At 63.6% G+C, this 18,049-nt stretch carries 19 protein-coding genes and 1 tRNA gene; 8 read left to right on the top strand and 12 right to left on the bottom strand.

What is annotated here, in order from left to right; genetic code table 11:
• Positions 1-83: 83 nt before the first annotated feature.
• Positions 84-773: a crotonase/enoyl-CoA hydratase family protein gene (locus tag ACNFCH_RS15295; protein WP_337157567.1), complete on the bottom strand. Its 690-nt coding sequence runs from the start codon at positions 771-773 to the stop codon at positions 84-86.
• Between the two features lie 290 nt (positions 774-1,063).
• On the opposite strand from ACNFCH_RS15295, the gene ACNFCH_RS15290 reads away from it, so the two are divergent.
• Positions 1,064-1,153, top strand: a tRNA-Ser gene (locus ACNFCH_RS15290).
• A 159-nt stretch (positions 1,154-1,312) separates the two neighbouring features.
• Here the strand turns inward: ACNFCH_RS15290 and ACNFCH_RS15285 are convergent.
• The 3 genes from ACNFCH_RS15285 to ACNFCH_RS15275 all read right to left on the bottom strand — a co-directional run bounded on the left by ACNFCH_RS15285 (position 1,313) and on the right by ACNFCH_RS15275 (position 5,486).
• On the bottom strand, positions 1,313-3,442 hold the full coding sequence (locus tag ACNFCH_RS15285; RefSeq protein WP_416743059.1) for a TonB-dependent siderophore receptor: 2,130 nt from the start codon (positions 3,440-3,442) through the stop codon (positions 1,313-1,315).
• 177 nt (positions 3,443-3,619) lie between these two features.
• Positions 3,620-3,997 (bottom strand): hypothetical protein, encoded by a 378-nt coding sequence (locus ACNFCH_RS15280; protein WP_416743058.1) that lies wholly within the window; start codon positions 3,995-3,997, stop codon positions 3,620-3,622.
• Between the two features lie 301 nt (positions 3,998-4,298).
• Positions 4,299-5,486 (bottom strand): MFS transporter, encoded by a 1,188-nt coding sequence (locus ACNFCH_RS15275; protein ID WP_416743057.1) that lies wholly within the window; start codon positions 5,484-5,486, stop codon positions 4,299-4,301.
• Between the two features lie 108 nt (positions 5,487-5,594).
• Between ACNFCH_RS15275 and ACNFCH_RS15270 the strand changes: the two genes are divergently transcribed.
• Positions 5,595-6,473, top strand: coding sequence for a LysR family transcriptional regulator (locus ACNFCH_RS15270; RefSeq protein WP_196163903.1), 879 nt, complete (start codon positions 5,595-5,597; stop codon positions 6,471-6,473).
• 89 nt (positions 6,474-6,562) lie between these two features.
• On the opposite strand, the gene ACNFCH_RS15265 is transcribed toward ACNFCH_RS15270, so the two are convergent.
• A complete protein-coding gene (locus ACNFCH_RS15265) occupies positions 6,563-7,312 on the bottom strand; it encodes a 3-oxoacyl-ACP reductase family protein (RefSeq protein ID WP_070093757.1) in 750 nt (249 codons plus the stop codon).
• 119 nt (positions 7,313-7,431) lie between these two features.
• Here ACNFCH_RS15265 and ACNFCH_RS15260 point away from each other — a divergent pair, with 119 nt between their 5' ends.
• Positions 7,432-8,370, top strand: a complete 939-nt coding sequence (locus tag ACNFCH_RS15260) for a LysR family transcriptional regulator (protein WP_416743056.1) — start codon at positions 7,432-7,434, stop codon at positions 8,368-8,370.
• Between the two features lie 44 nt (positions 8,371-8,414).
• Here the strand turns inward: ACNFCH_RS15260 and ACNFCH_RS15255 are convergent, their stop codons facing one another.
• Positions 8,415-8,897 (bottom strand): GreA/GreB family elongation factor, encoded by a 483-nt coding sequence (locus tag ACNFCH_RS15255; RefSeq protein ID WP_416743055.1) that lies wholly within the window; start codon positions 8,895-8,897, stop codon positions 8,415-8,417.
• A 2-nt stretch (positions 8,898-8,899) separates the two neighbouring features.
• Complete coding sequence (locus ACNFCH_RS15250) at positions 8,900-9,292, bottom strand: hypothetical protein (RefSeq protein ID WP_416743054.1); 393 nt, start codon at positions 9,290-9,292, stop codon at positions 8,900-8,902.
• Positions 9,293-9,426: 134 nt separating this feature from the next.
• Between ACNFCH_RS15250 and earP the strand changes: the two genes are divergently transcribed.
• Both earP and efp read left to right on the top strand, forming a co-directional pair.
• A complete protein-coding gene (gene earP, locus ACNFCH_RS15245; RefSeq protein WP_416743053.1) occupies positions 9,427-10,560 on the top strand; it encodes an elongation factor P maturation arginine rhamnosyltransferase EarP in 1,134 nt (377 codons plus the stop codon).
• Positions 10,561-10,608: 48 nt separating this feature from the next.
• Positions 10,609-11,178, top strand: coding sequence for an elongation factor P (gene efp / locus ACNFCH_RS15240; RefSeq protein WP_062573262.1), 570 nt, complete (start codon positions 10,609-10,611; stop codon positions 11,176-11,178).
• Between the two features lie 153 nt (positions 11,179-11,331).
• Here the strand turns inward: efp and ACNFCH_RS15235 are convergent, their stop codons facing one another.
• From ACNFCH_RS15235 to ACNFCH_RS15225, 3 genes are all read right to left on the bottom strand, one after another.
• Complete coding sequence (locus ACNFCH_RS15235) at positions 11,332-11,760, bottom strand: organic hydroperoxide resistance protein (protein ID WP_337157574.1); 429 nt, start codon at positions 11,758-11,760, stop codon at positions 11,332-11,334.
• A 128-nt stretch (positions 11,761-11,888) separates the two neighbouring features.
• The gene (locus tag ACNFCH_RS15230) at positions 11,889-12,344 is read right to left on the bottom strand and encodes a MarR family transcriptional regulator (protein ID WP_337157575.1); all 456 of its coding nucleotides are present in this window, start codon (positions 12,342-12,344) and stop codon (positions 11,889-11,891) included.
• A 57-nt stretch (positions 12,345-12,401) separates the two neighbouring features.
• A complete protein-coding gene (locus ACNFCH_RS15225) occupies positions 12,402-13,355 on the bottom strand; it encodes a LysR family transcriptional regulator (RefSeq protein WP_416743052.1) in 954 nt (317 codons plus the stop codon).
• Between the two features lie 110 nt (positions 13,356-13,465).
• Between ACNFCH_RS15225 and ACNFCH_RS15220 the strand changes: the two genes are divergently transcribed.
• Positions 13,466-14,215 (top strand): sulfite exporter TauE/SafE family protein, encoded by a 750-nt coding sequence (locus tag ACNFCH_RS15220; RefSeq protein ID WP_416743075.1) that lies wholly within the window; start codon positions 13,466-13,468, stop codon positions 14,213-14,215.
• A gap of 19 nt (positions 14,216-14,234) precedes the next feature.
• Here the strand turns inward: ACNFCH_RS15220 and ACNFCH_RS15215 are convergent, their stop codons facing one another.
• On the bottom strand, positions 14,235-15,086 hold the full coding sequence (locus tag ACNFCH_RS15215) for a LysR substrate-binding domain-containing protein (RefSeq protein WP_337157577.1): 852 nt from the start codon (positions 15,084-15,086) through the stop codon (positions 14,235-14,237).
• A gap of 96 nt (positions 15,087-15,182) precedes the next feature.
• Between ACNFCH_RS15215 and ACNFCH_RS15210 the strand changes: the two genes are divergently transcribed.
• Positions 15,183-15,404: a DUF1127 domain-containing protein gene (locus tag ACNFCH_RS15210; protein WP_196163892.1), complete on the top strand. Its 222-nt coding sequence runs from the start codon at positions 15,183-15,185 to the stop codon at positions 15,402-15,404.
• A 105-nt stretch (positions 15,405-15,509) separates the two neighbouring features.
• Here the strand turns inward: ACNFCH_RS15210 and ACNFCH_RS15205 are convergent, their stop codons facing one another.
• Positions 15,510-16,856, bottom strand: a complete 1,347-nt coding sequence (locus ACNFCH_RS15205; protein ID WP_337157578.1) for a class II 3-deoxy-7-phosphoheptulonate synthase — start codon at positions 16,854-16,856, stop codon at positions 15,510-15,512.
• A gap of 117 nt (positions 16,857-16,973) precedes the next feature.
• On the opposite strand from ACNFCH_RS15205, the gene ACNFCH_RS15200 reads away from it, so the two are divergent.
• Complete coding sequence (locus ACNFCH_RS15200; protein WP_196163890.1) at positions 16,974-17,729, top strand: spermidine synthase; 756 nt, start codon at positions 16,974-16,976, stop codon at positions 17,727-17,729.
• Positions 17,730-18,049 lie beyond the last annotated feature (320 nt).

Raw genomic sequence — 18,049 nt, 5'->3', positions numbered from 1 at the left:
GTGTGGCGGAGCGGGGCAAGCCTGCCCTACAGGTGGCGGTGCTTTTTGTAGGCGCGGGCTTGCTCAGCGATCAGCGCTCTCGACTAGCCCATTTGTTGCTGGTCCAGCACGATGGCATTGTCCAGCGTTTCAAGCAGGGCTTTGCGTACTTTCAGCTTGGTGTTCTTGTGCGCCAGCATGTTGATCTTCTTCAGTTCGCGGGCGGCCGCCAGGGCGGTTTCCTGCAGTTGTTCGGCGGGCACCACCTTGTCGAGGAAGCCTGCGTCCACGGCGGCCTGCGGGTCGAACACCTCGGCATTGATCACCGCACGATGGAAAGCCGAGCGGCGCAGGCGATCACGGGCCAATTCGATGCCGGCGTGGTGCATGGTCATGCCGATCTGCACTTCGTTCAGGCAGATCTTGTAGGGGCCTTCGACACCGATGCGGTAATCGGCCGACAGCAGCAGGAACGCTCCCTTGGCCACGGCGTTACCTGGGCAGGCGACCACCACGGGGAAGGGGTGGCTGAGCAGGCGACGGGCCAAGGTGGAACCTGCGGTGACCAGGCCGACGGCCTCTTTCGGGCCGGAGGTCATCACCTTGAGGTCATAGCCGCCGGAGAGAATGCCCGGCTGACCGGTGATGATCACCACCGCACGCTCTTGCACGGCGCGGTCCAGGGCGGCATTGAAGGCGGTGATGAGGTCCGGCGAGATGGCGTTGACCTTTCCGTTGTTCAGGGTCAGGGTGGCGATGCCGTCTTCGGCATGGTAGGTAATCAGCTCGCTCATGACAGAGTCCTTTGGGTAACGTGGCGACGACGGTACCCAGCGGCGCCGATCAGGTAAAGCAATAAGGCTGACTGGTCGGTCAGCGTCTGGGCTGCGTCCCTTGTCGCGGCGGGGTGGGGGTCAAGGCGGCTTGTAAAAGCACTGGCGAGATTGGCAGCATCGCCCTGGCAGGCCCGGTGTTTTGGCCAATTGGCTTAAGCGCATGAAAATTCTGAAAAAAATGCTTGCCAAAGGAAAAGGCTTCTACTAAATTAGCGCGCCTCGACAGGCTGAACTGCTTGAAGAGATCCGGTGAAGTGTCCGAGTGGTCGAAGGAGCACGCCTGGAAAGTGTGTATACGAGAAATCGTATCAAGGGTTCAAATCCCTTCTTCACCGCCACATTCCACAAGAAGCCCCCGCGCAGAAATGCCGGGGGCTTTTTGTTTCCTGTCCAAAAGTGCCGTGCGTCCCACTGCGGGACAAGCCCGCGCCTGCAAGGGGTGCGATGACCTTGTAGGCGCGAGCTTGTCCCGTGATGGGCTGTAGGGCCGCCAGACCTCAGAAGCTGACCGAGGCCGACAACCGAGCCGTGCGTGGCGCGCCCTGGAACAGGTAGTTGTCCCCCAGGTAGTTCCCCACATCCCGCCAGTAGCGCTTGTCGAAGACGTTATCCACCGTCAGGCGCAGCACGGTGTCATAGCCGCCGATGCGGGTGCGATAGCGGCTGCCGATATCGAACACCGTGTAGCCACCTACCTCCACATTACCCGCCTGGCTTGCGTACTTGCTGGCGCTGTAGCGGGCGCCGCCGAGCAGGGCAAGGCCCGGGACCGGCAGGCTGTAGTCGGCCTGCACTGCGGCGCGCAGCCGGGGGACGTTGATCGCCTGGTGGCCTTCGTAGGCGTCGGTGCCGCTATTTTGCACCCGGGCGTGAATGGCCGCGGCACTGGCCTGGATTTGCAGGCGCGAGGTCACCCAGCCGCTGGCGCCCACTTCCAGGCCGGTGTTCTTCTGCTGGCCTTGCTGCACATAAGTGAAGCCGCCGCTGTCCGGGCGTGCGTATTGGTAGGCCTGGCGGATCTGGAACAGTGCGGCACTGAAGCTCATGCCCTGCCAGTCATGCTTGATGCCCAGCTCCGTCTGGTGCGACAGGGTGGGGGCGAGGATTTCCGTGGCATTGCTGGCGAACCAAGGCGCGGTGCCACCGGCGGACAGGCCTTTCGAGTAGCTCGCGTAGAGCGTGGTGTCCGGCTGCGGCTTGTAGATGAGCGCGGCGTTGGGCAGCAACTGGTATTGCTGGGTATGGCGGCCGGCATCGCCGTTCTCATCCCAGGTTTTTTCGTCCAGGCGCACTTCGCGGGCACCGATGATGGTTTGCCATTGTTCGTTGAAGGTGATCTTGTCGCTGATGAACAGGCCGTATTGGCGGCTGTCCAGGCGGCGTTCGCTGGAGCCGATGGGCTTGTCGGAAGGGTCTTTCGCTGGCGCGCCGGTATAGATATTGCCGGTGCCGATCCATTCCATGTAGCTCGGGCGCTGATCGAGCGTGCGGCGCTGGGCGCTAGAACCGACAGTCAATTCATGCATCACGCCTAATACGTCGAAATGACCATTGAGCATGGCTTGGGCTTCATCGATGCGTCGAGTGTCATCAGGGCTGCGGAAATCATACATTTCATAGTCCCCGTTACTGCCGAAGAAGGCATCGGTTCCCGAGCCCCAGGCAAACGCACTGTAATCATCGATCACCACCTTGCTGCGCGAGGCGCTCAGCGTGCCGCTCCAGGCATCGCTGAAGCGGTACTCGAACCGCCCACCCAGGTTCAGCGAGTCGTTCTGCACAGGCTTGGCCCAGCGCTGGTAGGCCAGGTGGTCGTCAGGGTCGACGCCATGGGGCACCTCGGTGCCGCCGAGCAATTGATACCCGGGAACCGACAGTTGCTCGCGGTGTTGGTATTCGGCATCGAGCTGCAGCGTGGCATCGGGGTTGATCTGCCAGTCGAATGCCAGGGAGGCGAAGTCGCGCTTGCCATCGGCATGGTCGACGTAGGAGCGGATGTCCTCATGGGCCAGGTTGGCGCGCAGGCCGAACTGGCGCTCGCTGCCGAACCAGCCCCCGAGATCCGTGGCCAGGTAGCGCTCGCCTTGTTCGTTGGTCGATACACTGACGCTGCGCACGTCCTCGGGACGCTTGGTCACATAGTTGATCAGGCCACCCGGCGCCGACACGCCGCTCTGCAAACCGGACAACCCCTTGAGCAGTTCCACCTGCTGCTTGTTTTCCAGCGCCACGTTCTGCTCGCCAGCGATGGTCTGGCCGTTGATGCGGTAGCTGCTGGCGGCGTTGAGCTCGAAGCCACGCACATTGAAGTTCTCGTAATAACCGACCGGCGCGTAGCTTTCGCCAACCGACGCGTCGCTTTGCAGCACGTCGCTGAGCGTGCGGACCTGGCGATCGTCCAGCAGCTGGCGACCGAACACGCTGACCGAGGCTGGCGTATCGAGCAGCGGGCCTGGCTGCAGACCGCCCACCTGGGCTTCGCGTACCTGATAACCCTCCTCGCCGTATACCTCCGATACGCGCAGTGGCGCCAGGGTGACGCTGTCATCGGCCAGCCCCTGGGCGCTGTGCAGGGCAAGGCCAAGACCAAGCAGGCGAAGGGGCAGGCGAGGGCGAAGCGGGGTCATGCAGGGCTCCTTGAAGGCTGGGCGCTGGTCGGGCGGATGCCGGGGTGTCAGGCAGGGTGGCGCCGCCGACGTTGCGTCGGGCGGGCAAAAAGGGCGCCATGGTAGCAGGCAGAAACGCGCCAGGCGCCTGCATTTCGCAGGTGCCTGGCGACTGAAACGATTGGGTGACGAAAATGTTTAGCCAGCGGGGGCGCGCTGCTGTTTGCGCCAGTTGTCGTCGATCTTCGACCAGGTCTTGCCATCGGTGATGGCCATCAATTTGCGACCGTCCTTGAAGGTCGCCAGGAATGTCGCCTCTTCGTCCTTGCCGCCGAGCCAGAGCCCGGCAAGCAGACCGACCGGCCCGGCCACCAAGGCACCTGCCACGCCCCAGCCGATGGCACTGCCCAGGCTGCGACTGGGCTCGAGGCTCGCGAGCCTGAGGTCCTGGATACGAGTGAGGGAAATCCGCTCGCCTGGCGATGGGCTGCGCGGGGTCTTGAGTGTGAGCGATCCATTGCGATACTCGCCTTCACCTTGCAAGAAATCGCCGGATTGCACCGTGAGTCTTGTCATTGTGTCGTCCTGTCCGGGAAAGGGCTTTGACCAGCGCCTACTGAGCGCTGTGGCGCTCAGCAAGTCAACGGGCAGGCGACGGAGGGTGGATGGCGCATTGCCGCAGGATGGTGCGGTTTCTGCGGGTTATCCCACGGGCAGGAACAACGATGATCATCTGCTCCGGCCCTTTCGCGGGTGAACCCGCTCCCACAGGTTCGGCGGTGCCATCCACCGCGGAGTCTGCTGCCTGGCGGTTCGACGTCTCGATACCCCCCACAAGAGCTGCGCAGGTCCGGTGGGGGCGCGAAAGGTCAGACAGTCATGCCGTCTGCACAGTCAGCTTGCGCTTGCGCTCGGCCAGCGCCCATACCACCAGGGCCAGCGTGCCGATGATCAATCCAGCCACGACGATCCCCATCCAGCCCTGGCGTTGGAACAGCTGGGTACCCAGCAGCGAACCCAGCGCGCCGCCAATGAAGTAGCAGGTGATGTACCCGGCATTCAGCCGTGTGCGGGCTTCCGGGCGCAGGGCGATCACTGCGTTCTGGTTGCTGACGTGTATCAACTGCACCGCAAGATCCAGCACCAGCACCCCGATCAGCAAGGCCACCAGCGAACTCTGGGCAAAGCCCAGCGGCACCCACGACAGCAGCAGGGCGATCAACCCGACGGTGGTGCCCAGCGAGCCTTGGCCACGGTCGGCCAGGCGTCCAGCCCAGTTGGCCGACAACGCACCGGCCGCACCTGCCAGGCCGAACAGGCCGATCACGGCGTCGGAATACTGGTAGGGCTCACGGGCCAGCAGGAAGGCCAGGGGTGTCCAGAACAAGGCGAACAGGCTGAACGCCAGCAGGCCCAGCAGCGAGCGCAGTCGCAGTACCGGCTCCTCGACGAACAGGCGGAACACCGAGCCGATCAGGGCCGGGTACTTGAGCCCTGCATGGGAATGATGCTGCGGCAGGCTGCGATACAGGGCGATGGCGGTCACCGCCATCAATACCGCGGCCAGCACATAGATGCTGCGCCAGCCGCCGATTTCTGCCATGAACCCTGCGGCAGTGCGCGCCAGGAGAATGCCCAGCAGCAGGCCGCTCATCAGCGTACCCACCGCGCGGCCGCGTTGCTCCGGGGCGCTGAGGGTGGCGGCCATGGGCACCAGCACCTGGGCCACGACCGAGAACAGGCCGGTCAGCGCTGTGCCCAGCAACAGCCAGGGCAGGCTCGGCGCGCAGGCGCTGATCACCAGGCCCAGGGTGGCGATGGCGACCATGCAGACGATCAGCCGGCGCTGTTCGAACAAGTCGCCCAGCGGTGCCAGCAGCAACAGGCCGGCCCCGTAGCTGAGCTGGGCGGCGATGACGATGGTCCCGGCGCTGGCGGTGTCCAGGCCGAACTGTTCAGCGATGCTGTGCAGCAGAGGTTGGGCGTAGTAGTTACTGGCCACGGCAAGGCCTGTGGCGGTGGCCATCAGCAGGATCAAGGCGCGGCTCAGGGAGGGGGTGGTCATGGCTGCTCTCGTTGCGGGCAATCGGAAGTGAAGGCAAGTATCGGGAAGTGCACGGCATGACGCCAATGTATAGTTTTCAACTTATCTATCTCGAAAACAGATCAATCCATGAACCTCAAGCAGCTCGAATATGCCTTGGCCGTGGCCGACACCGGCAGTTTCACCCGCGCCGCCGAACGTTGCCATGTGGTGCAGTCGGCGCTCAGCCATCAGGTGGCGCGGCTGGAGGCGCAACTGGGGGTGAGCCTGTTCGAGCGCAGTTCGCGGCGGGTACGACTGACGCCGGCCGGTGAAGCCTTCGTGCTCAGCGCCCGCCCTGCGGTGGAGGCGGCGTTGCGCATCCCCGAGGACGTCGCCGCAGCCTGCGGCCAAGTGCGAGGACGGTTGGCGATCGGTGAAATCAGTTCGCTCACGGCGCTCGATCTGGTCGACCTGCTGGCGGTGTTCCACCAACGCTACCCGGATGTGGACATCCGCTGGTTGACCGCCAAGAGCGAATGGCTGGTGGCCGATGTCTGCGAGCGCCGCCTGGACGTCGGGTTCATTGGCCTCTGGCAAGGCGAGACGCTGCAGGGCGTGGAGCATCGTTTGCTGGCGCGTGAGGCCTTGGTGGCGGTATTGCATCCGGACCATCCTCTGGCAAATCGTGGGCAACTGGCCCTGGCGGAGCTTTCGGACCAGGTGTTGGTGGACTTTCCCGAGGGTACCGGTGCGCGCCGGCAGACCGATGAAGCGTTTTTGGCGGCGGGTGTGCAGCGCCGGGTGCAGTTCGAGATCGGTCATATCCGTCTGGTGGAAAAGTTCGTCCAGCGCGGTATGGCCGTGGGCTTGGTCCCGGAACGTATCGCCCAGGGCTTCCAAGGCGTGGCCATGGCACACCTGGACGATGCGCCGGTGCGTCATCTGTATGCGGTGTGGTCGAGTAGTCCGACGCCGGCGGCGCGGGCGTTTCTCGAGTTGCTCCAAGCGCATCTGCAACCACTTTGAGGCCTCGCCCTGGTGTTCGCGGGTCAACCCGCTCCCAGCGGATCACGGTGATCTGGCGGGAGCGGGTTGACCTATGAGCAGGGCGATACTCAGGCGGCAAAGCCCCCATCGGCGGTCAGGCTCGCGCCGGTGATATAGCCGGCTTCGGGCCCGGCCAGGTAAGCCACGAAGCTGGCGATCTCGTCGGCCTGCCCATAGCGCCCGATGGCCATCAGCGGGATCAGGCTGTCGGCGAACTCGCCGGAGGCCGGGTTCATGTCGGTGTCCACCGGCCCAGGCTGCACATTGTTCACGGTGATGCCCTGCGGGCCCAGGTCACGGGCCATGCCGCGGGTCAGGCCGACCAGCGCCGACTTGCTCATGGCATAGGGCGCGCCGCCTGCGAACGGCATGCGCTCGGCGTTGGTGCTGCCGATGTTGATGATGCGTCCGCCCTGGCCCATGTGGCGCGCCGCGGCCTGGCTGGCGACGAACACGCTGCGCACGTTGATGGCCAGCATGCGGTCGAACTCGGCGAGGTCGAACTCGGTCACCGGGGCCACGGCGAGCACACCGGCATTGTTCACCAGGATGTCGAGGCGGCCGAAGGCTTCGACGGTGGCCTGCACGGCCTGCTGCACGGCGACGGCGTCGGCGCTGTCAGCGCGCAGGGCCAGGGCCTGACCGCCATTGGCGTTGATGTCGGCAGCCAGTGCGGCGGCGGTGTCGGTAGCGCTGACATAGGTGAAGGCGACCTGGGCGCCTTCCTTGGCCAGACGGCGGACGATGGCCGCGCCGATGCCGCGGGAACCGCCCTGGACCAGGGCCACCTTGCCGTTGAGGTTGAATGCGTTGGACATGCTGATCTCCTGCTTCGAAGCAAGGCCCGATGCCTTGGATGGACGCCAGTATCGACCGTGGATTACCTGCTGATAAGATGGCAATCGCTATTAGCAGAGTAAACCTTGGGTTGGTAATCATGGCCATGGAATCGTTCAGCACGCTGGAATGCTTCATTCGCAGCGCCGAAGTCGGCAGTTTCGCCGAGGCGGCCCGGCGGCTATCCCTGACCCCGGCGGCCGTCGGTAAGAACGTTGCCCAGTTGGAAGCACGTTTGGGGGTGCGGTTGTTCCAGCGCAGCACCCGCAAGCTGACCCTGACCGAAGCGGGGCAGCGGTTTCTGGGCGAGGTGAGCGACAGCTTTCGTACCATCCAGTACGCCATGGCCAACCTGGCCAGTGCCGAGGGCCAGCCGGCCGGGGCGTTGCGGGTAAGCATGGGTACGGTGTTCGGGCGGCTGTACGTATTGCCGTTGCTAGGGGAGTTCTTGCAGCGCTATCCGGCGATCATCCCCGATTGGCATTTCGACAACCGCCAGGTCGATCTCATTGGCCAGGGCTTCGATGCAGCCATCGGCGGCGGCTTCGAGCTGCCACCGGGCGTGGTGGCGCGCAAGTTGACGCCTGCGCATCGGGTGCTGGTGGCGGCACCTGACTATTTGCAACGGCACGGGTCGATTGATGCGCCCGAGGTCTTGCCACGGCATGCCGGCATCCTGATTCGTTCGCCGCAGACCGGCCGCGTGCGTTCCTGGCCGTTGACCAGCCGCTGGCAGGAGCAGAGGCCCTTGCAACTGCACCAGGCGATGACCATGAGCGATTCGGACGCCGCCTGTGTAGTGGCCGAGCAGGGGTTGGGCATTGCCCTGGTCAGCCTGCCTTTCGCAGTGCCCTATCTGGTGGCCGGGCGGCTGCGCAGAGTACTGCCGGACTGGTATGTCGACGATGGGCATATCAGCCTGTACTACGCCGAGCACAAGCTGCTGCCGGGCAAGACCCGGGCGTTCATTGATTTTGTGGTACAGCGCTTTGGCGAGCAGGGGTTGGCGAGGCGCTTCAATGCCCTGGAAGCGTTGTAGGTTGGCGGTGATCCGTTCGCGGGAAGCCAGCGAAGGGGGGGCGTTCAGACTACCTCGACCACCACCTGGACCTGCGCCACTGCGGCCACCATCAGGCTCACCTCGTCATCGACCTTCTTGCCCAGCAACTGCTGCCCCAAGGGTGAGCGCGGGGTGATGACCGTCACCTGCTCATCCCCAGAGCCGATCTTCAGCCCGGCGGCTTCCGGCCCCAGGAACAGCAGGCGCCGATCGCCGCTTTCGTCTTCCAGGGTGACGAGGTTGCTGATCTGGATGCCGCGCGCTGGATCATAGTCGCGCAGCAGCAACTGTTGGTACGCCAGCAGCGACTGGCGGATCTCGGCTGTACGGCGGGCCTGGCCGGTGGCGAGGTACGAGGCTTCCAGGCTCAGGGTGTCGTACTTGTTCTCGGCGATGTTCTCCTCGGCAGTGGCGGCTTCGTAGGCGGCCTGGGCGGCGCGCCGGAGCACCTCTTCATCGCGTACGAGGGTCTCGACGATACGGGCGAGCAGGGTGGGCTTGTCCATGGTCAGTAGCAGAACTCCAGCACGTTGGCTTGGCTCTTGTCGGTGGGGGCGGTGCGGTTCTGCTGCAGCCAGAACTGACACTTGGGGTTGTTCAGGTTGCGCGGGTTGCCTTGGGCGGCATCGGCGGCCTGGCGGGCCTCCTGTTCCTGCAGGATGACCTTGTAGCGCTCGAACATCTCGGCCTGGGCGTCGGCGGGCTGGGCAGGCGCTGGCGCGGGGGCATAGGTGCTCGGCGCAATGGCTTGGGCCACCGGTTGCACCTGCTGCGGCCACCACTGCCAGGCCAGCCACAGGCTCAGGGCGATGGCGACGGCACCGAGCCACAGGCCCAAGGCCACGCAGAGGACCAACTGCACAGGCTTGAGGGTAATCTTCAGTTCGCGGTGACGGGGCATGATGGCCTCCTGGCAAGCGGTTCGTGGCCAGCATTGTCGCATGGCGATGGTCGATATTTTCAGCCTCGCGCTTTCGTCTGCGACAATTTATCCGCAAAATCGGTGGTTTTTCCGCGCGGTGAGGGGAGTGGGCAATGAAAGCCACCTGGGACATCTTCTGCACGGTCGTGGACAATTACGGTGATATCGGCGTGACCTGGCGCCTGGCCCGGCAACTGGTGGCCGAACAGGGCCTGGCCGTGCGCCTGTGGGTGGATGACCTGGCCGCGTTCGTGCGCCTGTGCCCGCAAGCCGATGCCGACGCTTCGCAGCAATGGCAGGCGGGCGTCGAGGTACGACACTGGCCTGCCCAGTGGCACCCGGCGGAGCCCGCCGATGTGGTGATCGGCGCCTTCGGCTGCCGCCTGCCTGCGGACTACGTCGAGGCCCTGCGCTTGCGCACCACCCCTGCGTTGTGGCTGAACCTTGAGTACCTCAGTGCCGAAGACTGGGTGGAGGGTTGCCACGGCTTGCCTTCGCCACAGCCCAATGGCCTGCGGACGATCTTTTTCTTCCCTGGATTCACCGACAGGACCGGCGGCTTGCTGCGCGAGGACTCGCTACTGGCCCAGCGAGAAGCGTTCGAGGCGGACCCGGTGGCGCGTCAGGCGTTTCTCCAGGGGCTGGGCGTGCAAGCGCAGGAGGGCGCGCAGTTGATTTCGCTGTTCGCCTACGAGAACGCACAATTGGGCAACTGGCTCGATGCCTTGGTCGAGGATGTCCAACCCAGCCATCTGTTGGTGCCAGAGGGGCGCATCCTGGCCGATGTGCGTCGTTGGCTCGAGGCGCCGACCCTGGGTGTTGGCGATGTGCGGCGCAAGGGCGCGTTGACGGTGCAGATCCTGCCTTTCGTCAGCCAGGAGGACTACGACCGGCTGCTCTGGGCCTGCGACTTCAATGCCGTGCGTGGCGAGGATTCGTTCGTGCGTGCCCAGTGGGCCGGCCGGCCGCTGCTGTGGCACATCTATGTCCAGGAAGAGAATGCCCATTGGGAAAAGCTCGAGGCCTTTCTCACGCTTTATCGCCAGGGCCTATCAGAAAAAGCAGGGGATGCGCTGGTCGCGCTCTGGCGTGCCTGGAACATGGATCAGGACATGGGCGCCGCCTGGCGCAGGGTACGTGAGCATTGGGCGGAGCTCGTCGCCCATGCCCGGCAATGGAGCGCCGCACAGGCCGCTCGGCCGGACCTTGCCACGACGCTGGTACAGTTTTACCGAAATTGGCTATGATATGCGGCCTCGATTTTTATAAATCCATCCAGATTCGGATACTTCGTAATGAAAACTGGTAAAGAACTGAAACCCGGTACCGTACTGCGGATCGACAACGACCCGTGGCTGGTACAGAAAGCCGAATTCACCAAGTCCGGTCGCAACAGCGCGATCATGAAGACCAAGCTGAAGAACCTGCTGACCGGCTACAAGACTGAAACCGTCTACTTCGCCGACGACAAGCTGGACGACGTGATCCTCGATCGCAAGGAAGTCACCCTGTCCTTCATCAGCGGTGATGCCTACACCTTCATGGACACCACCGACTACACCATGTACGAACTGAACGCCGAAGACATCGACGCCGTTCTGCCGTACATCGAAGAAGGCATGCAGGACGTCTGCGCCTTGACCATGTACGAAGAGAAAGTCGTATCGGTCGAACTGCCGACCACCATCAGCCGTCAGGTTGTCTACACCGAGAACGCTGCACGTGGCGACACCTCGGGCAAGGTCATGAAGCCGGCCAAACTGGCCAACGGCACCGAAGTACAGGTTGCCGACTTCATCGAGATCGACGAGATGATCGACATCGACACTCGCGACGGCAGCTTCAAGGGCCGTTCCAAGAAGTAATCCTTCTTGCGATCGCAAAAAACCCGGCCTCGGCCGGGTTTTTTATGCCACTGCAACGTGTTCATGTCATGCACTGCAGTGCCTTCTTCGCGGTTAACCCCCCCACAAGTATCACCACAAGCCCGGTGGAAGCGGGTTGATCCGTCAAAAGGCTCAGACGGTCACATGCAGCCTTACATCTACGTTGTTGCGGGTGGCGTTGGAGTAAGGGCACACGTGGTGCGCTTTCTCCACCAGTTCCTCGGCTTGTGCCTGGGCCAGGCCCGGCAGGTTGATGTGCAGGTCGATGTCCAGGCCGAATCCACCGGGGATCTGACCAATGCCGACCTTGGCCGTGATCGAGGTGTCTGCCGGCAGTTGTTGCTTGGCCTGGCCCGCGACGAACTTCAGAGCGCCGATGAAGCAAGCGGAATAACCAGCGGCGAACATCTGCTCCGGGTTGGTACCTTCACCGCCTGCGCCGCCCAGTTCCTTGGGGGTGCTCAGCTTGACCTCGAGCTTGCCGTCGCTGGAGCGGGATTTGCCATCGCGCCCGCCAGTGGAGGTTGCTTCGGCGATGTACAGAGGAGTGACCTTTTGCATCTTGAGCCTCGCTTGTGTGCTGTGCGCCATGGCGCTGGGTGAGTACGGGATTTAAATTAGCGTTCAATTATTTTGCGCGCAAGATAAATTTGCCGCCGCTCATCGGAACGGCCTTCCCAGCATAGTCCTCAGAGGTTTTTTTGCAGACTGGCGCGCAGCTCCAGCAGGTCCGCTTGCAGTTGTTGCAGGCGTTCGATGCTGCGCCCGCTGGCTTGCAGGATGCATGGTGGCACGCGTTTGGCCTCCTCCTGCAGGGCGTGGCCTTTGTCGGTCAGTTCGACCAGTACCACCCGTTCATCCTCGCGGCTGCGGGTGCGCTTGAGCAGGCCTTCGCTTTCCAGGCGCTTGAGCAAGGGCGTGAGCGAGCCGGGATCGGTGAGCAAGCGTTGACTGATCTCGCCCACGGTGAGGCCGTCCTGCTCCCAAAGCACGAGCATGGCCAGGTACTGCGGATAGGTCAGGCCCAAGGCTTGCAGCAGCGGCTTGTAGACTTTGGTCATCAGCAACGAGGTGGAGTGCAGGGCGAAGCAGACCTGGTTGTCCAGCAGCAGCTCGTCGCAAGGGGCGTTGGTGGTGGCGTTCATGCAGGTCCTTCAATGAGTTCAGGTGAAAATCTAGCACGCTGATGGTTAGCGCGCTTACTACCCGCGCAGTTCGCTGCGCAGGGCCAGGTCCCAAGGAGGGATCGGGCTGAAGCGGCTCTTGAGGAATTCGAGCAGCAAGCGACTGCGAGAGTTCGTTTCATGTGCAAGGCGCATTGCATAGATGCCGCTGCTTTCTGCCGGAGGCAGGCCGTTGTCGCAGAACAAGGGCACCAGTTCGCCTCGCAACAGGTAGTCGCTGATCAACCAAGTGGGCAGATGCGCGATGCCGAGCCCGGCCAAGGCGCCGAACAGCAAGGTTTCGGCGTTGTTGGCAGCCATGCGCATGCGCGCGGGGCGATACAGACGTGCCTGACCATCCACTGTGAAACGCCAGGCGAAGGGGGGCGCCAGGCCGTCCCAGTCCAGGCCATGGTGCTCCGGCAGCTCGCTGGGGCTGGCGGGTACGCCGCGGCTGGCCAGGTAGGCGGGGCTGGCGCAGGCAATGCGCACCATGTACGCCAGGGGCGTCGCCACCAGTCGGGTATCGGCCAGAGGGCCTGCGCGCAGTACCAGATCGACTTCTCCCAGATGACTGCCGTGCAGGTCGACGAAGCTGTCGATCAAGCGCAACTGTACGTCCAGGCCCGGGTAGGCCACCAGGAAGTCAGCAATGGCCGGGGCCAGGTGGCGGCGCCCGAACGCGGCGGGGGCGTCGACGCGGATCAGGCCCTCCGGCGCGCTGCTCAACGACACTGCTTCGGCCCGTGCCAGACGCAGCTCCTCGATGATGCGCCGGGCCCGTTCGGAGAAGGCCTTGCCGGCGGGCGTGGCGCGTACGGCGTGGGTGCTGCGGTCGAACAAGCGGCTACCCACCGCTTGCTCGAGATTGTCGATGCGCCGGGCCACGGCCGAAGGCGTCAGCGGATAGCGCCGGGCAGCGGCGGAAAAACTGCCGGTTTCCAGTACATCGAGGAATAGGCTCAGTTGTTCGGTGAGGATATCGGGGCTCATGTCGACTCTGCTTGTGCGAAATACGCAAAGCCATTGTGCGCTGCTGTGCGTTTCCCCGCCAGGTATCCGTCGCTAGCATGCAGGCATCGTTGAACGTAGGTGAGGCCCTGATGATCGAGTGGTTGATGTACATAGCGCTGGGCGCGGCCCTGGGCACCCTGGGAGGTCTGTTCGGCATTGGTGGCGGCCTGATCGCCATCCCGGCCCTTGGCGTGCTGTTCGGCCTCGACCAGCAATTGGCCCAAGGGACGGCGTTGGTGATGGTAGTGCCGAACGTGTTGCTGGCGCTGTGGCGCTATCACCAGCGCAACCGCATCGAGCTGCGCCATGCGCTGCCGTTGGCGGCGTGCAGCTTTCTGTTCGCCTGGCTCGGGTCGATCTGGGCGGTCGGCATCGATGCCCACTCCATGCGTCTGGGCTTCGTGGGCTTTCTGGTGGCGCTGGCGGTGTGGAACGTGGCGCGGATGTTCCTGCCGGTCGCACCGCCGAGCACCGAGCTGCGTTATCCCTGGCCATGGCTGGGCGTGCTGGGCAGCTTTGCCGGTGCCATGGGCGGGTTGTTCGGTGTGGGCGGGGCAGTAGTGGCCACGCCGATTCTGACCAGCGTGTTCGGCACCACCCAGGTGGTGGCGCAAGGGTTGTCCCTGGCCTTGGCCGCACCCAGCACCCTGGTGACTCTGGTCACCTATGGCGTGCACGGTAGCGTCGATTGGCACGTGGGGATTCCGTTGGCCATCGGTGGCCTGCTCAGCATCAGCTGGGGTGTGAAACTTGCCCACGCACTGCCGGAAAAAGTACTGCGCACGCTGTTCTGTGTCTTCCTGGTGGTCTGTGCGGTGATGCTGGCCTTTGAGCTGTAGACAGCGGCAGTTCCGCTCCTTACTTGAACCCTTCCACGATGTAATCGGCCATGCAGTCGGTGATGGGCGACTGATGTTGCGTGTTGCGCAGCAGCATCACGTTGGCCAGGGGCAGTTGTGGCAGGCCTTCCTGCTCGCCGAGGGTGCGCAAGTTGCCGCTGATCAGGCTCTGCAGTTGCGCCGTCACCGCCAGGCCTGCGGTGACGATGGCGAAGATCGCCGCAAGGCTCGGGCTTGTGTAGGCAATGCGGTAATCGATGCCTTGGCTCTCCAGGGCATTGCACGTCCAGGCGCGGCAGAAGCAATCGGTGTTGAACAAGGCCAGGGGCATGGGCCGTTGCTCCTGGGGGCAAAAGCCCTGGGCGGCCGCCCAGACCAGACGCTCCTGGCGCAGTAACTGGCCGATCTCGTTGCCGGGTTCGCGGGTGACGATGGTCAGGTCCAGGTCCTGGCGCAGCATCAGTTGCTTGGACGAGTCGCAGTGCACCTCGACCTGAATCAACGGATACGCCTGGGCAAAGCTTGAAAGAATGGTGGGCAGAAAGCGCATGGCATAGTCGTCTGGCGTGCCGATGCGCACCACGCCGACCATGTGCGGCATGCGCAGGGTGTTGAACACCTCGCCCTGCAGCTTGAGGATGCGCCGGGCATAGCCGAGCAGGACCTGGCCTTCGGCGGTCAGGCGTACCTGGCGGCCGTCGCGCTCGAACAGTTGGCGCTGGAGGATGTCTTCTTCCAGGCGTTTCATCTGCATGCTCACCGCCGACTGGGTGCGGTTGACCACCTCACCGGCACGGGTGAAGCCGCCTTGCTCGGCGATGGCGACGAAGGTACGCAGGACGTCGGCGTCGAGGTTCTGGTACTGGGACATTGCATCAATCTCCGAGATGCATCGCATCAGAAACATTCGTTGGATTGATCTTAGGCCGGGCGCGAGACTGAAGCCATCTTCACGGAGGGCTTCAAGATGAAAGGTCAGATCACTTCCCTGTACGTCAAACCTGCCTTTTCGTTCACCCATCTGGGAGAGGTCGCACTGGCGCAGATCCTTCGCTGGTACCAGTTGTACCGTCAGCGTCGGGAGCTGCTCAGCCTGAGCGATGCGACCTTGCATGACCTGGGGCTGAGCCGGGCGGACATCCAGCAGGAGGCCGAGCGGCCATTCTGGGATGACCCTCTGCGCAAATGATCGGGTGTTGCTGTGGTCGTTTCGCGGGTAAACCCACGCCCACAGGATCACCGCTGATCGTGTGGGAGCGGGTTTACTCGCGAAACAGTTGACGCGATTGAGGCCTTAGCGGCGCACTTGCTTGAGCGTCTCGGCGATCAGGAATGCCAGTTCCAGCGACTGGTCGGCATTGAGCCGTGGGTCGCAGTGGGTGTGGTAGCGATCCGACAATCCGTCCTCGGTGATCGGCCGTGCGCCGCCAATGCATTCGGTGACGTTCTGCCCCGTCATCTCGATATGGATGCCGCCGGCATACGAGCCTTCGGCCTGGTGCACCTGGAAGAACTGGCGCACCTCATCGAGAATCTGCGCGAAATCCCGCGTCTTGTAGCCGCTGCTGGCCTTGATGGTGTTGCCGTGCATCGGGTCGGAACTCCACAGCACCTTGCGGCCTTCGCGCTCGACGGTGCGAATCAACCCGGGCAGGTGATCGCCCACCTTGCCGGCGCCCATGCGCACGATCAGGTTCAGGCGTCCCGGGTCGTTGGCCGGGTTGAGGGTGTCGATCAGGCGGATCAATTCCTCGGGATTCATGCTTGGGCCGACCTTGACCCCGATGGGGTTGTGCACCCCGCGCAGGAACTCCACGTGCGCGCCATCCAGTTGCCGGGTGCGGTCGCCGATCCACAGCATGTGCGCCGAGCAGTCGTAGTAGTCGCCGGTCAGGCTGTCGCTGCGCACGAAGGCTTCCTCGTAGTTGAGCAGCAAGGCTTCGTGTGCCGTGAAGAAGCTTGTTTCGCGCAGTTGTGGCGCGCTGTCCAGACCGCACGCGCGCATGAAGGCCAGGGTTTCGTCGATCCGTCCGGCCAGTTGGTGGTACTTCTCCGACAGCGCCGAATTGGCGATGAAGTCCAGGTTCCACTTATGTACCTGGTGCAGGTCGGCAAAGCCGCCCTGGGCGAATGCACGCAGCAGGTTCAGGCTGGCAGTGGCCTGGTGGTAGGCCTGTAGCAGACGCTCCGGGTCCGGGACGCGGCTTTGCTCGTCGAAACCGATGCCGTTGACGATGTCGCCCCGATAGGCCGGCAGCGTCACCTGGCCAATGGTTTCGTCGCCTGCGGAGCGCGGCTTGGCGAACTGCCCGGCCATGCGTCCGACTTTCACCACTGGGCAGCCGGCGGCGAAGGTCATGACGATCGCCATTTGCAGCAATACCTTGAAGGTGTCACGGATCTTGGCTGCCGAGAACTCGGCGAAGCTTTCGGCGCAGTCGCCGCCCTGAAGCAGGAACGCCCGGCCTTGCGTGACCTCGGCGAACTGCCGGCGCAGCTCTCGCGCCTCGCCAGCGAACACCAGGGGCGGGTAGCTGGCCAGGGTCTGCTCGACCTTGAGCAGGTGCGCGGCGTCGGGGTAGGTCGGTTGCTGCTGGATCGGCAGGGCGCGCCAGCTATCGGGACTCCAGGGTCGGTTCATCACAGGCTCGGTGTTGTCGGCTATAGGCATGATCGCCATGGTAACAGTTGGCGGCGCGCTTGTTGCACCGGGGGCATTGGCGGACAATGTCGGCTTTTGCGCGGGCAGGTGTCGGTCATGGGGACGGAGCGGGAAGAGCGGTTGTTGGCCCGGGTCGAGGATGCCTTCGGGGTCATCAGCGTCTATGAGGTGGAGGACTACCGCTTCCTCGAGTTTGGCGATGCCATCGAGCAAAGCTGCACGTTTACCGCCGACCCCAGCTGGCTGGAGTACGACTACACCCGCGCCATGCTGGTGGGCGCGCTGTGCCATGAACAGCCCGAGAGCGCGTTGTTCCTGGGGTTGGGCGCCGGGACATTGACTCAGGCGTGCTTGAAGTTCCTGCCTTTGGATGATGTCGAAGCCATCGAACTGCGGCCGGATGTGCCGCGCCTGGCCATGGAGTACATGGGCCTTGATGATGATCCGCGGCTGTATGTACGGGTCGGCGATGCCTTGGAGCTGCTGCCCACGGCCGAAAAAGCCGACCTGCTGTTCGTCGACCTCTACACCGACCATGGGCCGGGCGTCGGCCACTTGGCCTGGGGCTTTCTGGAAAACTGCCAGAAGCAGCTCAACCCCGGCGGCTGGCTGGTGATCAACCAGTGGGCTGGCGATGATGGCAGGCCGCTGGGCGCGGCCCTGTTGCGTGGGTTGTACCACCGCCATTACTGGGAGCTTCCGGTGAAGGAAGGCAACGTCATCCTGCTGGTGCCGGCAGACCTGGACCAAACCCTGGACCTCAATGGTTTGCGCGAGCGCGCCGAGGCCCTGGCGCCGCGGCTGGGGTATTCGCTGGAGTACCTGATCAAGGAGGTCCGGCCGGCGACCTGACGGGCAGGGGCATCTTGTAGGCGCTGGCGATAGCCTGCGCTTGGGGCGCGAAGCGGCCCCTTACCATTACGCTGGTGGAAACGATTCAGCCGCATGTAGCTGACTGCTGCGTGCTGGCCTTCACAACTGAAAAAAATCTCACGGTCCGGCATCAATTCGGGTATAGTACGCGCCGGTCTTTTAGCGGACCCCAAAATCAGGTGGTGCAAACCCTCCGAGTCCAGCTTCGGCTGCACGTCCGCTAGGCGGACCTTCCCAAGACGTTCCTTTTTCAATCGTTTTCGCAAATCCCCGCCGCCAAAGCTGCCTGGGTGACCTTT

The organism is Pseudomonas sp. NY15354, assembly GCF_048068075.1.
GTDB classification, from domain to species: Bacteria; Pseudomonadota; Gammaproteobacteria; order Pseudomonadales; family Pseudomonadaceae; genus Aquipseudomonas; species Aquipseudomonas guariconensis_C.
Note: the sequence above shows the minus strand (reverse complement) of the source record. Positions and strands in the feature narration are given on the sequence as shown.

Excerpts from the sequence above, each read along its gene's own strand:
- ACNFCH_RS15295 (WP_337157567.1), bottom strand. The coding sequence starts at position 773 with ATGAGCGAGCTGATTACCTACCATGCCGAAGACGGCATCGCCACCCTG.
- ACNFCH_RS15285 (WP_416743059.1), bottom strand. The coding sequence starts at position 3,442 with ATGACCCCGCTTCGCCCTCGCCTGCCCCTTCGCCTGCTTGGTCTTGGC.
- ACNFCH_RS15280 (WP_416743058.1), bottom strand. The coding sequence starts at position 3,997 with ATGACAAGACTCACGGTGCAATCCGGCGATTTCTTGCAAGGTGAAGGC.
- ACNFCH_RS15275 (WP_416743057.1), bottom strand. The coding sequence starts at position 5,486 with ATGACCACCCCCTCCCTGAGCCGCGCCTTGATCCTGCTGATGGCCACC.
- ACNFCH_RS15270 (WP_196163903.1), top strand. The coding sequence starts at position 5,595 with ATGAACCTCAAGCAGCTCGAATATGCCTTGGCCGTGGCCGACACCGGC.
- ACNFCH_RS15265 (WP_070093757.1), bottom strand. The coding sequence starts at position 7,312 with ATGTCCAACGCATTCAACCTCAACGGCAAGGTGGCCCTGGTCCAGGGC.
- ACNFCH_RS15260 (WP_416743056.1), top strand. The coding sequence starts at position 7,432 with ATGGCCATGGAATCGTTCAGCACGCTGGAATGCTTCATTCGCAGCGCC.
- ACNFCH_RS15255 (WP_416743055.1), bottom strand. The coding sequence starts at position 8,897 with ATGGACAAGCCCACCCTGCTCGCCCGTATCGTCGAGACCCTCGTACGC.
- ACNFCH_RS15250 (WP_416743054.1), bottom strand. The coding sequence starts at position 9,292 with ATGCCCCGTCACCGCGAACTGAAGATTACCCTCAAGCCTGTGCAGTTG.
- earP (WP_416743053.1), top strand. The coding sequence starts at position 9,427 with ATGAAAGCCACCTGGGACATCTTCTGCACGGTCGTGGACAATTACGGT.
- efp (WP_062573262.1), top strand. The coding sequence starts at position 10,609 with ATGAAAACTGGTAAAGAACTGAAACCCGGTACCGTACTGCGGATCGAC.
- ACNFCH_RS15235 (WP_337157574.1), bottom strand. The coding sequence starts at position 11,760 with ATGCAAAAGGTCACTCCTCTGTACATCGCCGAAGCAACCTCCACTGGC.
- ACNFCH_RS15230 (WP_337157575.1), bottom strand. The coding sequence starts at position 12,344 with ATGAACGCCACCACCAACGCCCCTTGCGACGAGCTGCTGCTGGACAAC.
- ACNFCH_RS15225 (WP_416743052.1), bottom strand. The coding sequence starts at position 13,355 with ATGAGCCCCGATATCCTCACCGAACAACTGAGCCTATTCCTCGATGTA.
- ACNFCH_RS15220 (WP_416743075.1), top strand. The coding sequence starts at position 13,466 with ATGATCGAGTGGTTGATGTACATAGCGCTGGGCGCGGCCCTGGGCACC.
- ACNFCH_RS15215 (WP_337157577.1), bottom strand. The coding sequence starts at position 15,086 with ATGTCCCAGTACCAGAACCTCGACGCCGACGTCCTGCGTACCTTCGTC.
- ACNFCH_RS15210 (WP_196163892.1), top strand. The coding sequence starts at position 15,183 with ATGAAAGGTCAGATCACTTCCCTGTACGTCAAACCTGCCTTTTCGTTC.
- ACNFCH_RS15205 (WP_337157578.1), bottom strand. The coding sequence starts at position 16,856 with ATGAACCGACCCTGGAGTCCCGATAGCTGGCGCGCCCTGCCGATCCAG.
- ACNFCH_RS15200 (WP_196163890.1), top strand. The coding sequence starts at position 16,974 with ATGGGGACGGAGCGGGAAGAGCGGTTGTTGGCCCGGGTCGAGGATGCC.